This window comes from Cobetia sp. 1CM21F, from assembly GCF_023161745.1.
GTDB classification, from domain to species: domain Bacteria; phylum Pseudomonadota; class Gammaproteobacteria; order Pseudomonadales; family Halomonadaceae; genus Cobetia; species Cobetia amphilecti.
The window spans coordinates 193472-205562 of the sequence record NZ_JALNTQ010000003.1 but is presented as its reverse complement, the minus strand read 5'-3'; the positions used below and the strand labels follow the sequence as shown (position 1 = coordinate 205562).

Sequence of the window (12091 nt, the reverse complement as noted above, 5' to 3'; positions counted from 1 at the left end):
GCGGGATTGCCCGCATCGTCGGTGGAATCCTCTGTACCCGCTCGATCCAGTCGGGGTACTCGACGTTGACGTTGGAGCCTGCGCACACCGTCAACGACGATGATTGCGACCAGCACCAACCCCAACAAGATGAGCCACTCTCTCAATTCCATGGGTCATTAGCCTGTTTGCTTGGGCACCATGCACGTGAACAGCATAGCGCGATTGCAGAAAAAGGGGACATTTTTTCGAATGTCAATCCTGTGGTGGTGACCTGCGCAATCGCCCTTCAATTATCCCTGACTGACACTATGACGCAAACTCGTAGTGCTTTCGATCTCTAGATGCAACACGATCTTGCCAACTAGGCCGCCAAGGCGGCCACTGGCTACCGCGCCGGAGGATGACCTTGCCCTCCTGAACGGCTTTTCCCTCACGCTTCGGCAAGCACGGCAGCTTCTTCTATCCCTACAGAGACAAGGCGCGAGACGCCGGGTTCCTGCATGGTGACACCCATCAGCCGATCTGCCGCTTCCATGGCGATCTTGTTATGGGTGATATAGATGAACTGTACGCTTTCCGACATCTCCTTCACCAGCCTCGCATAGCGTCCGACGTTGGCATCATCCAGCGGTGCATCCACCTCATCGAGCATGCAGAACGGGGCCGGATTGAGCTGGAAGATGGCGAAGACCAGCGCCAGTGCCGTCAGTGCCTTCTCACCGCCTGACAACAGGTGAATGGTAGAGTTTTTCTTGCCCGGTGGCCGCGCCATGATCGCGACTCCCGTCTCCAGCAAATCATCACCAGTCAGCGTCAACCATGCGGTTCCGCCCCCGAAGATCTTGGGGAAAAGCGCCTGGATTCCGGCGTTGACCTTGTCGAAGGTGTCCTTGAAGCGCACCCGTGTTTCCTGGTCAATCTTGCGGATGGCGCGCTCGAGGGTCTCCAGCGCTTCGCTCAGCTCGGCATGCTGGGCTTCCAGATAGTTGCGACGCTCGGCCTGCTGGTCGTATTCCTCGATGGCCGCCAGGTTGATGGCCCCCAGCCGCTTGATGCGCTCGCCGACCTGCTCAAGGTTGTGACTCCAGGCCGATTCGGTGGCATTGGGGTCCAGCTCGTCCTCGAGCTGCGTGATCGCCGCCTCGTCATAGCCCAGTTCCGCCAGCTGCTCGTCCTGCGCATCGCCCTTGAGGGTCAGCGCCTGCACCTGCATGCGGCCTTCCTCGAGGCGCTGGCGAATCCCCTCGAGATTGCGCTCATGAGTCTGACGCGCCTGTTCCGCCTGACGCATCTGTTCGACCAATTCATGAGTCTTGTCACGACAGGCGTTGAGCTTGGTTTCCTGATACAGACGCGTCTCGAGCAGCATCTCGAGCTTTTCGCGTTCTTCTTCCTGCGGCAGTGAGGCCTCTTCGCGGCTGGCCTCGAGCATCTCGATACGCTCGGCGAGCTTCTCGCACTGCTCGACGGCTCGCATGCGCTGGCCCTGCATGCCGTCACGCTCGGTGGTCAGGCGCTGACGCTCCATGTCGAGACGGTTGACCTGCTCTCGTGCGGGCGCCAGCTGGGCACGCAGCCCGGCCAGCGCCTCCTGATGTTCGCGCCGTGAACGCTCCAGCGACTCGCGCGACTGGGCGTTGTTCTCGACCGCCTCCAATGCCTGCTGCCAGCGCTCACGCGCCTCCTCCAGCGTCAGGGCCTGAGTCTCACGCGTTTCCGCCAGCTGCTCGAGCTCCTCATCCAGCTCACGAGCGCGGCCATCGACATGCTCCAGGCGGCTGGCGATGCCGGCCTCCTTGAGACTGAGTTCACGCTGGCGCTCGCCAAGCTCGCGCTCTTCGACGCGCAGATGCTCAAGTTGCTGCTCGGCGCCGGCAATCTGTTCGGCGGCTGCGGCCAGACGCGTCTCGATCTCCTCGAGACGCTCATCCAGTGACTCGAGCTCCAGCACGACCTGCTCGAGGCGCGCCCGCTGGGCGATGACGCTATCGGCACGCTCGCCGGCCACCTGACGGCGGCTCCAGCCCTGCCCCAGCCACAGGCCATCCGGGGTCAGCACGCTCTCGTGCGCGGCCAGCGAATCACGCCTGGCCCAGGCGGCTGCCTGCGACTCGACACAGTGGATGCTGGCCAGCCAGCCGGCCAAGGCATCCGCGCCGCTCACCTGCGCCGCAAGTGTGCCGGCGGGGCGGGCTGCCGCGCTGGACGCCGGCGTGCCATCGACCAGCAACAGCTCGCCGCCGGGCAGCTCATCCATCAGCGTGGCCAGACGCGACGGCTCGCTCGCCGCCAGACGCGCCTTGAGGAAGGGGCCCAGCACCCAGGCACTGGCCGACTCCCAGCCCTCGGCGACCTCGAGCCCCTCGGCCAGAGCCGGGGTCTCGGCGAGCCCGTGCCGCTCCAGGTGGCTCGCCAGGCTGTCATCGTCGTCACGCAGCGCCGCGTCGATCAGTGCCTCAAGCGAGGCCTTCTCGCCCTGCAGGACGTTGCGACGCTGGCGCAGCTGATCGCGCTCTCCATCCAGCGCCAGACGATCGGCCTGGGCCTGCTCACGGGCTTCGCTGGCCTGCTCGCGGCGCGACTCCAGCGATTCACCGCTGAGCGACAATTCATCGAGCTGCTCGCGCAGCTCCTCGCGGGCTTCACGCAACTCGGCGACATCCGGCAGCTCCGCCAGCTGCTGACGACGGCGTTCGCGCTGGCGCTCGGCGTCGGCGATGGCATTCTCGAGCTGCTGGATCTCGCTCTGGGCCCGCTCGGCGCCACGCTGGGATTCGTTGTCGGCCTGACTGAAGCGCTCCCACTCGCTCTGGCTGTCCTGGCGGCGCTCCTCGGCCTCCTCCAATGACAGCTCGAGCCCTTCGAGGGTCTCGCGGGCCAGCTCGAGTTCCGGGGCGATGTCTTCCAGACGCGCATCGATCATCTCGAGGCGCTCGCCGTCCTCACCCTCGACGCGCTGGATGTCGCTCAGCTCACGGCGGGCCATCTCGAGATCCGCCGCCAGCTGCTGCTCACGGGTGCGGGCGTGCTCGAGGCTCTGCTCGAGGCGCGCGATCTGGGCGCCGGTCTCATAGAAGGCGGCCTGATGGGTTTCCAGCTCACCGGCCAGCTCGTCGTGCTGATAGCGCTGCTCTTCCAGTTGGCTCTCGCACTGACGCTGACCGAGAATCTCGCGCTCGACGCCGGTTTCCAGCTCCGCGACGCGTGACTGCTGCTCGCGCTGCTGCGCACGCAGGCCCCGCCGACGCAGCACGGCCAGCTCGCCCTTGAGGCGATATTCGTCCTGCTTGAGGGTCTGATAGCGCTTGGCGGCCTCGGCCTGACGCTTGAGGCGCTCGAGCTGCTTGTCGAGTTCCTCACGCAGGTCATCCAGGCGCTCCATGTTCTCCTGGGTGCGCTTCATGCGGTTCTCGGTCTCGCGGCGGCGCTCCTTGTACTTTGAGATGCCCGCGGCTTCCTCGAGGGTGCTGCGCAGGTCATCCGGGCGCGCCTCGATCAGCTGCGAGATCATGCCCTGACCGATGATGGAGTAGGAGCGCGGCCCGAGGCCGGTGCCGAGGAAGACGTCGGCGATATCACGCCGGCGACACTTCTGGCCATTGAGGAAGTAGCCGGACTGGCCATCGCGCGTCACCAGACGCTTGACGGCTATCTCGGCGTACTCGGACCAGGCGCCCCCGAGGCTACCGTCGGCATTGTCGAAGGTCAGCTCGATGGAGGCCTGCCCCACCGGCTTGCGCCCGGTGGAGCCATTGAAGATGACGTCCGTCATCGACTCGCCGCGCAGATTCTTGGCGCTGGACTCGCCCATCACCCAGCGCACAGCATCGATGACGTTCGATTTCCCGCAGCCGTTGGGGCCGAGAATCGCCGTCATGTTGCTGTCGAAGGGCACGGTGACCGGATCGACGAAGGATTTGAAGCCGACCAGCTTGATCGATTTGAGCCGCATTGCGCCTGGCGCGTCCTTGAGTCTGGAGAAAGAAGGTCTGAAGAAATAACTTCTGGAGAAAGAAGCTCTGACGCAGGAAAACCTGAAATACCGCGGCGTCGCAGGCCTTTCGATAAGAGCCCGCACCGCCGCAAGGTAAACATGTCCTTACGACGAGACAGCCGGTCATCGAGGGTATTTTCGAAAAACCAGCGCGCAGTCTACCCAAAAGCGGCGATGGCCCCAACCGGCGCAATGACAAACGAAGCCGTCATCGCGCGGGCTAGGGACCAATCGCAGCTTACTGAGTGACGCGGTGATCGATGCGCAGTGCCAGCGGCGCCTGTGTCGCATCAGTGCCCTTCTCGTCATCGGCACTGCGGGTGACGATGACATTCTCGAGCTTGCCTTCGAGATCCCCCGGCTGGGCCGTCGGCTGCCCGGAAGCGGAGATGCGCGCCACGAGCGTGACGCGCTCGGCCATCGAGAGTCGCGCCATCGGGGCCATGGCGTTGTCGTCCGACAGAGTGAGCGTCAGCGGCAGCTTGTCCGCTGTGGTGCGCACCACTGCCAGCGGCGGCAGCTTGCCTTCACCATCGCGCGCCACGATGAACAGGGTCGCCGCTTCGGCACTGACCGGCAGCGCCGCCAGCTGCGCCTCGAGCGCCGGGTCCAGTGACACCTTGAGCGTCAGACGTGCAGCGCCCTCCTTGCTGTCCTGATCAGCCGCAGTGCTCTGAGCCGCCGCGCCTTGATCTGGCGCGACCGAGTTGGCCAGGGCGACCGAGGCATCGACATCACCGGCACTGGCCATGCGCTGGCGTGCGGCCTTGATGCCTTCGCGCAGCGCCTTGGCGGCATCGGGATTCTCGAAGCCGGCAATCGCCTTGCGCCAGTAATCGATGGCCTCGGGATAGCGGGCATGATCGAAGGCCTCGATCCCGAGCAGGCCGAGTACCGTCGGCTGACGCGGATCGGCCGCCAGCACTTCATCGACCAGCGTCTGGACCTCATCGGTCAGGGTGCGCTGGGCGGCGAAGAACTTGAGCTGCGCCAGCTGCGCGATCAACGCAGGCACGCGGCCTTCGAGCGCGATCAACGCCTCGAGCGACTGCATGGCCTCATCGAGACGTCCGGCATCGCGGTAGAGCGGGAACAGCGCCATCCACACCTTGGCGTTGTCGGGCTGGGCCTCGGCCTCGGCGCGCAGTCGGGCGATGCGCGCCTCGAAGCTGGCAGCATCGTGGATCGGCGTGGCGGCAATCGCCTGCGCCAGCGCCAGGTCCCCGCTCGCGCCTTCGCGCTGATACCAGTAGAGCGAGCCCGCCACCATCGCCACCAGCAACACGGGCACCAGCACACGGCCACTGCTGGCCGCCTTGAGCGGGGAGCGCTTGAGGGATTCGGCGTCTTCCAGCAGGCTGCGTTCCAGCTCGACCCGCCCTTCCGCCAGCGCCGTGTCATCCAGCTCACCGCGCGCATGGCCGCGCTCCAGCGAGGCCAGTCGACGCCGATAGACACGCACGCTCTCGGCGCCGAGGCTGTCGTTGTCCTCGAACGCCTGCTGATCGGCATGCACACGACGCGCACGCCGCAACGGCAGCAACAGCAGCCAGCCGGCGGGAATCAACAGCACGGCAATTGCCAGCCATAACAGGATCATGAGCGCTCCTTGGCAGTGGGTTGCCCAGCGCCGGGCTGCTCATCGCCGGTCTGGCGGTGCGTGGCAAGCAGTGCCGACAGGCGCGCCTGCTCATCATCATCCAGCGCACGCACACGCGCACGCCGTCGGGCGCGCACGATCAGCGTCACGACCAGCAGGCCGAGCAGGATCAGGACAGCGGGACCGCCCCACAGCAGCCAGGTGCGCCCATCGAGGCGCGGGTTGTAGAGCACGTACTCGCCGAAGCGCGCGACCATGAAATTCTGGATCTCGCTGTCACTGCGGCCGTCCTTGAGCAGGTCCGCCACGTTCTGACGCATGTCACCGGCGATGGGGGAGTCCGAGTCGCCGATCGCCTGGTTCTGACACTTGGGGCAGCGCAGCGCGGCGGTCAGGCTGTCGTAGCGCTTCTGCAGCACCGGATTGTCGAACTGATGCATCTCGATGGCGGCATGCGCCTTGCCGGCTGACAGCCAGGCGAGAAACATCAGCACCACCAGCGCCTGCACCAGCGGGATGGCGAAACTCCTGAGCACGGATTTCATGAGCTGGCCTCCTCATCGGGCATGCTGGCAGCATCAGTCGCGGGCTCCGCGATGCGCTCCAGCGTCGGCAGGATGACGTCGCGGACATCTTCGGGCCGGATGTAGCCGGTGTGGTGATAGCGGATCACGCCCTCGGCATCGACCAGGAAGGTTTCCGGTGCCCCATAGACGCCGAGATCAAAGCCCAGCGTGCCCTCGGGGTCGAACAGATTGACGCTGAACGGGTTGCCGAATTCCTCCAGGAACTGGCGGCCCTTGGCGCGGGTGTCCTTGTAGTCGACGCCGACCATGTGCACGCCCCGCTCGGCGAGATCCAGCAGCTGCGGCATCTCGTGCTTGCAGGTCGGGCACCACTCGCCCCAGACATTGACGAGGCTGACCTGCCCCTTGAGCAGCGAGGCATCACGGCGCGCCTGCGGATCACTCAAGGTGCTGAGCGAGAATTCGGGGAAGGGCCGCGACAGCAGCGCGGAGTCCCGTGCATAGGGGTCATCATCGAGGCGCTGGTAGAGGAAGGCACCCAGCCCCACCACGACCACCAGCGGCACGAACAGCACCAGACGACGAACATTCATGGGCGAGCCTCCTGCGTGGCGAGGGAGCGGGTGTCAGACGCCGTGCTGGCCTCGACACGGCGGCGATAACGGCGATCCAGCACGGCGATCACGCCGCCCGCCCCCATCAGCAGGGCGCCCAGCCACAGCCAGCGCACGAAGGGTTTGACCTGGATGCGTACCGCCCAGCTGTCGTCATCCAGCTTCTCACCCATGGCGACGTAGAGGTCACGCGTGAAGCCGGCATCGAGCGCGGTCTCGGTCATCGGCATGCCGCTGGCCAGGAACAGACGCTTCTCGGGATGCAGTGTCGTCACGGGGTCACCATCTCGGCTGACTTCCACCGTGGCGCGGTCCGACAGGTAGTTGGGGCCGCGATATTCACCAAGCTCGGTCATGCGGAACTGATAGCCGCCCACGCTGACTTCCTTGCCCTGCACCATGCGCACGTTCTCGGCGACCTCGGTATTGGAGACCAGCGTCACGCCGACGATGGTCACCGCCAGCCCCAGATGCGCCAGCTGCATGCCCCAGTAGCTGGGCGTGAGGCGCTTGAGCCCCGCCCAGCGACCCGCCTTCGAGGCACTCTTGTCCCACAGGTCGCGCAGCAGCGGCAGCACCACCCACAGCGCGATGACCAATCCGAGCGCCACCGAGAAGCTCCACTCGATATCCAGCGTCAGCGGCAGCAGGCCGCCGATGACGAGTGCCGCGCTGCCGGCCAGCGCCAGACGACGCGTAAGCTCGCGGCCCGGCATCTGCTTCCAGCGCGAGGCCGGCCCGAGGCCCATGAAGGCACACAGCAGCGTGGTCAGCGGCACGAACAGCGCATTGAAGTACGGCGGGCCCACCGAGATCTTGCCCAGCCCCAGCGAATCCAGCACCAGCGGATAGAGGGTACCCAGCAGCACGGTGACCATCATCACCAACAGCACGAGATTGTTGACCAGCAGGAAGGCATCCCGCGACAGCCAGTGAAAGCCCAGCGTCGAACGCACGCGCGGTGCGCGCAGCGCGAACAGCAGCAGCGAGCCACCGACGGTGATGCCGAGCAGTACCAGAATGAACAGCCCGCGATCGGGGTCGCTGGCGAAGGCGTGCACCGAGGTCAGCACGCCGGAGCGCACCAGGAAGGTGCCCAGCAGTGACAGCGAGAAGGCGAAGATCGACAGCAGCACCGTCCAGCTCTTGAAGGCGCCGCGCTTCTCGGTGACCGCCAGCGAGTGGATCAGGGCGGTACCGGCCAGCCACGGCATCAGGGAGGCGTTCTCCACCGGGTCCCAGAACCACCAGCCGCCCCAGCCGAGCTCGTAGTAGGCCCACCAGCTGCCCAGCGCGATGCCGACGGTGAGGAAGGCCCAGGCGATATTGGTCCAGGGGCGCGCCCAGCGTGCCCAGGCGGCATCGAGACGCCCGCCCATCAGTGCCGCCATCGCGAACGCGAACGCCACCGAGAAGCCCACGTAGCCCATGTAGAGCATCGGCGGATGGATGATCAGCCCGATGTCCTGCAGCAGCGGATTGAGGTCCGCGCCGTCAGCCGGCATGTCCGGCAGCAGGCGCGCGAAGGGATTGGAGGTCAGCAGCACGAAGGCCATGAAGCCGGTGGAGATCAGCCCCATGATGCCCAGCACCCGTGCCAGCATGTCGCGCGGCAGATGGCGCGCGCCCAGCGAGACGGCAAAGCCCCAGCCAGCCAGTATCAGACTCCACAGCAGCACCGAGCCTTCATGGCTGCCCCACACGGCGCTGAACTTGAAGTACCACGGCAGCTGGCTGTTGGAGTTGTTGGCGATGTAGGCGACGCTGAAATCATCCAGCAGGAAGCTCGCGGTCAGGCAGGCATAGGCGATCAGCACGAACAGGAACTGCCCCCAGGCCATCGGCTGGGCGAAGCTCATCCACAGCGGACGGCGCGTACTGGCCCCCGCCAGCGGTACGACCGCCTGCACACAGGCCAGACAGGCACCCAGAATCAGCGCGAAGTGGCCGATTTCCGGCAACAGTTGCGTCACCATCACGGGGTCTCCTGCGGATCGAGCGCGGCCTTGGCTGCGCTGCTGTCGCTGGTCAGGTTGCCCGTCCTGTTACCAGACACATCTCGTCCGGAGGCCTTGAGTGCATCGGTCACCTCCGGCGGCATGTACTTCTCGTCATGCTTGGCCAGCACCTCGCTGGCCTCGAGATGCTCACCATCGAAGGTGCCCATCACCACCACGCCCTGCCCTTCACGGAACAGGTCCGGCAGGATGCCCTGATAATGCACCGTCACGTCGTGATCGAAATCCGTGACGATGAAGATGGCATCCAGCGTCTCGTTGTCGCGCCTGACACTGCCATCACGCACCATGCCGCCCGCACGGATCTGCCGCCCCTGGGGCGCTTCGCCACTGGCGATCTGCGTCGGGGTATAGAAGGCGTTGATGTTGGCGCGCAGGGCATAGAGGGTCAGGCCCACCGCGAGGGCGGCCAGCAGCACGATGGCCGTGACGATATACAGGCGCTGCTTGCGTTTGGGAGTCATGGTCAGGGCTCGGTCAGGGCAAGGGACGGTCAAGCCTCTCGCGGCCAGCGGGACAACCGCCGCGGGAGGGAGAAAACAGGTTCAATCACGAGAGGTATGGCGCGAAGCCTGATGTGACGAACGATGCGAAGCGCGGTGTGAAGCAGGGTGCGAAGAATGACGGGAAGCGTCACGGCGCAGGCGGCGACGGATATCCGTCTCCAGCGCGCGACGCGACAGCCGCGTGGCGATCACCAGCCCCACCAGGCACGCCGCCGTCAGCCCCCAGGCCGACCACACATACAGTGCATGGCCGCCCATGGCGAAGAACTCGCTGACACTCGTGAAGGCGATGCCCGGCAGGTTCATGGTTTATCTCCTTCTACCGCGACTACCGCAGCGTCGGGGCGCGAAGGCGGAGTCAGCAGATCACGCACCCACTGCTTGCGACTCTCGCGTCTCAGCACCTCGACCCGCGTGCGCATCAGCACCAGCGCGCCGAACAGGGCGTAGAAGCCGATCACCATCATCAGCAAGGGAATCCACATGCTGGCCGGCATCGGCGGCGCTTCGCTGAGCGTGAAGGTGGCCGGTTGATGCAGTGTGCTCCACCAGTCCACCGAATACTTGATGATCGGGATGTTGACCATGCCGACCAGCGCCAGGATCGAGGCCGCGCGCGAACCGCTGTCACGGCTGGCGAAGGAGCCACGCAGCACGATCACGCCTAGATACAGGAACAGCTGGATCAGCATCGAGGTCAGCCGGGCATCCCAGATCCACCAGGTGCCCCAGGTGGGAATGCCCCACACCGAGCCGGAAAACAGCGCCAGCGCCGTCATCAGGGCACCGACAGGCGCGGCGGCCGTGGCGACCATGTCCGCCAGCTTGATCTTCCACACCAGGAAGAGAAGCGCGCACACCGCCAGCAGCATGAAGCACGACTGGGCGAGAATCGCCGCCGGCACATGCACATAGATGATGCGGAAGCTGTTGCCCTGCTGGTAGTCGGCGGGCGCGAAGGCCAGCCCCCAGACACTGCCGGCCACCAGCGCGATGATGGCCAGGGCCCAGAGCCACGGCAGCCAGCGCTGGCTGGCCGCGAAGAAGGTCGCCGGTGCGCCCATGCGATGCAGCCACGGCCATAGCCCGCCCTTGCGGGGGCGAACCTTGCGGGCAGGCGCTTGAGGAGAGTCGGAGTCGGCGGTCACACGGGCCTCTTGTCAGGGGCAATGAAGAGCCTTGCGAATGCCCGAGAATGCCCGGGCAGCGTCATGCAGTTCTTGATCGGGCTAGCCATTGATGCTCAGCCTGAGTCCGGCGGCGATGGCGAGCGGTGCCAGCAGCAGGGCCAGCGCCAGCATCGCGCCCAGAATGGCCAGATGGGCCAGGCTGGGCATGCCATTGACGGCGCTCTGTACGGCGCCGGCACCGAAGATCAGCACCGGAATGTACAGCGGCAGAATGATCAGCGAGAGCAGCACCCCGCCGCGACGCAGCCCCACCGTGAGTGCCGCACCGATCGCACCGATCAATGACAGGCTCATGCTGCCCAGCGCCAGCGAGGCGATCAACACGCCAAAGGCGCCGCTCGGCAGCCCCAGCATCACGCCCAGCAAGGGTGCCATCAGCGCCAGCGGCAGGCCGGTCAGCAGCCAGTGGCCCGCCACCTTGGCCAGCACCAGCAACGGCAATGGCTGCGGCGTCAGCAACAGTTGCTCGAGGCTGCCGTCCTCCAGATCCTGCCGGAACAGACCGTCCAGTGACAGCAGCGTCGCCAGCAATGCCGCCACCCACAGCAGGCCCGGCGCCAGCGTCGCCAGCAGCGCCTTGTCCGGGGAGATGCCCAACGGAAACAGCGTGATCACCAGGGCGAAGAACACCAGCGGATTGATCAGCTCACTGCGTCGGCGCAGCGCCTGACGCAGGTCGCGCGCGAGGGTCGCCTTGAAGGCACCGGCCAGCGAGCTGGTGGGCGGGGCCTCGGGCAGTGCCGTCAGCAGCTCATGGTTCATGCCGAGGCGCCTTGTGTCGAGGCTGTGTCTTTCCCGCCCACGCCCTGCCCTGAACCCTGTTCTAGCCCCTGTTCCAGCCCCTGCTCTGATCCCTGTTCGGCCTTCTCCCCTTCCTTCGCGCCCAGGCACAGGCGGCGCAAGCGCGAGGCCTGTGAGAAGCGATGATGAGTCGTCATCACCACGCTGCCCCCACGCTGGGCGTGAGCCAGCAGCAGTGCCTCCAGCGCCTGAACGCCGTCACGATCGATGGCGGTAAAGGGCTCATCGAGCACCCACAGCCGGCGTGGCGTCAGATGCAGCCGCGCCAGCGCGATACGTCGCTGCTGACCGGCGGACAGCTGCTGGGCAGGCACATCCTCGAAACCGGCCAGCCCCACGGCGTCCAGCGCCGCCCAGGCGAGCTCGCGGCGGGCCTCTGACTTCGCCTGCGGTTGACCGCCCAGCGCCTGATACCAGGCAAGGTTTTCCAATGCGGTCAGGGTGCCCTTGATGCCGGGCTGGTGACCCAGATAGAGCAGTGAGCCCAGAAAGTCGTCACGCACCCGCGAGGTGGCCTGGCCGCGCCACAGCACCTCGCCCTCGTAGTCATGGAACTGACCGGACAGAATCTTGAGCAGGGTGGTCTTGCCACTGCCATTGGGGCCCTCGACCTGCAGGATCTCTCCCGCATGCAGCGAAAGATCCAGCCCCTCGAACAGCCAGCGCTCATCACGCTCACAGCCGAGCGCCACGACCGCCAACAGAGGCGGCGCGCTACAGACTTCATCGCTGGCAGGCTGGCTGGGCATCCGGATTCTCGCGGCTGAGCCGTCGCGAAGTGCGACATCAAAGGCAGACCCAAGGGTCACTGCGAGCCATTCTACGAGCTGAGGTCGACACTGACCACCGAGCAGCCGAT

At 65.8% G+C, this 12091-nt stretch carries 10 protein-coding genes; all 10 read right to left on the bottom strand.

Features of this window, described 5'->3' with window-relative positions; genetic code table 11:
- Window positions 1-412 precede the first annotated feature (412 nt).
- The gene (gene smc, locus MSG32_RS12250) at window positions 413-3934 is read right to left on the bottom strand and encodes a chromosome segregation protein SMC (RefSeq protein WP_248379920.1); all 3522 of its coding nucleotides are present in this window, start codon (window positions 3932-3934) and stop codon (window positions 413-415) included.
- A gap of 280 nt (window positions 3935-4214) precedes the next feature.
- Entirely contained in the window at window positions 4215-5576 is a 1362-nt protein-coding gene (gene ccmI, locus MSG32_RS12245) for a c-type cytochrome biogenesis protein CcmI (protein ID WP_248379917.1), read from the bottom strand.
- Window positions 5573-6064 carry a cytochrome c-type biogenesis protein gene (locus MSG32_RS12240; protein ID WP_248380158.1) on the bottom strand — a complete coding sequence of 164 codons (492 nt, stop codon included), beginning with the start codon at window positions 6062-6064 and terminating at the stop codon, window positions 5573-5575. The genes ccmI and MSG32_RS12240 overlap by 4 nt, the downstream gene beginning before the upstream one ends.
- A 53-nt stretch (window positions 6065-6117) precedes the next feature.
- Entirely contained in the window at window positions 6118-6696 is a 579-nt protein-coding gene (locus MSG32_RS12235; RefSeq protein WP_248379915.1) for a DsbE family thiol:disulfide interchange protein, read from the bottom strand.
- Window positions 6693-8693, bottom strand: coding sequence for a heme lyase CcmF/NrfE family subunit (locus tag MSG32_RS12230; RefSeq protein WP_054555298.1), 2001 nt, complete (start codon window positions 8691-8693; stop codon window positions 6693-6695). Before MSG32_RS12230 ends, MSG32_RS12235 begins: the two co-directional genes overlap by 4 nt.
- Window positions 8693-9199, bottom strand: coding sequence for a cytochrome c maturation protein CcmE (ccmE, locus tag MSG32_RS12225; protein WP_248379913.1), 507 nt, complete (start codon window positions 9197-9199; stop codon window positions 8693-8695). The genes MSG32_RS12230 and ccmE overlap by 1 nt, the downstream gene beginning before the upstream one ends.
- An 81-nt stretch (window positions 9200-9280) precedes the next feature.
- Window positions 9281-9547, bottom strand: a complete 267-nt coding sequence (gene ccmD, locus MSG32_RS12220) for a heme exporter protein CcmD (protein ID WP_248379911.1) — start codon at window positions 9545-9547, stop codon at window positions 9281-9283.
- Window positions 9544-10305 (bottom strand): heme ABC transporter permease, encoded by a 762-nt coding sequence (locus tag MSG32_RS12215; protein ID WP_248380156.1) that lies wholly within the window; start codon window positions 10303-10305, stop codon window positions 9544-9546. Before MSG32_RS12215 ends, ccmD begins: the two co-directional genes overlap by 4 nt.
- Window positions 10306-10470: 165 nt before the next feature.
- Window positions 10471-11193, bottom strand: coding sequence for a heme exporter protein CcmB (gene ccmB / locus MSG32_RS12210; RefSeq protein ID WP_043333704.1), 723 nt, complete (start codon window positions 11191-11193; stop codon window positions 10471-10473).
- Entirely contained in the window at window positions 11190-11981 is a 792-nt protein-coding gene (ccmA, locus tag MSG32_RS12205) for a cytochrome c biogenesis heme-transporting ATPase CcmA (RefSeq protein ID WP_248379909.1), read from the bottom strand. Before ccmA ends, ccmB begins: the two co-directional genes overlap by 4 nt.
- Window positions 11982-12091: the final 110 nt, after the last annotated feature.

Excerpts from the sequence above, each read along its gene's own strand:
- smc (WP_248379920.1), bottom strand. The coding sequence starts at position 3,934 with ATGCGGCTCAAATCGATCAAGCTGGTCGGCTTCAAATCCTTCGTCGAT.
- ccmI (WP_248379917.1), bottom strand. The coding sequence starts at position 5,576 with ATGATCCTGTTATGGCTGGCAATTGCCGTGCTGTTGATTCCCGCCGGC.
- MSG32_RS12240 (WP_248380158.1), bottom strand. The coding sequence starts at position 6,064 with ATGTTTCTCGCCTGGCTGTCAGCCGGCAAGGCGCATGCCGCCATCGAG.
- MSG32_RS12235 (WP_248379915.1), bottom strand. The coding sequence starts at position 6,696 with ATGAATGTTCGTCGTCTGGTGCTGTTCGTGCCGCTGGTGGTCGTGGTG.
- MSG32_RS12230 (WP_054555298.1), bottom strand. The coding sequence starts at position 8,693 with ATGGTGACGCAACTGTTGCCGGAAATCGGCCACTTCGCGCTGATTCTG.
- ccmE (WP_248379913.1), bottom strand. The coding sequence starts at position 9,199 with ATGACTCCCAAACGCAAGCAGCGCCTGTATATCGTCACGGCCATCGTG.
- ccmD (WP_248379911.1), bottom strand. The coding sequence starts at position 9,547 with ATGAACCTGCCGGGCATCGCCTTCACGAGTGTCAGCGAGTTCTTCGCC.
- MSG32_RS12215 (WP_248380156.1), bottom strand. The coding sequence starts at position 10,305 with ATGGGCGCACCGGCGACCTTCTTCGCGGCCAGCCAGCGCTGGCTGCCG.
- ccmB (WP_043333704.1), bottom strand. The coding sequence starts at position 11,193 with ATGAACCATGAGCTGCTGACGGCACTGCCCGAGGCCCCGCCCACCAGC.
- ccmA (WP_248379909.1), bottom strand. The coding sequence starts at position 11,981 with ATGCCCAGCCAGCCTGCCAGCGATGAAGTCTGTAGCGCGCCGCCTCTG.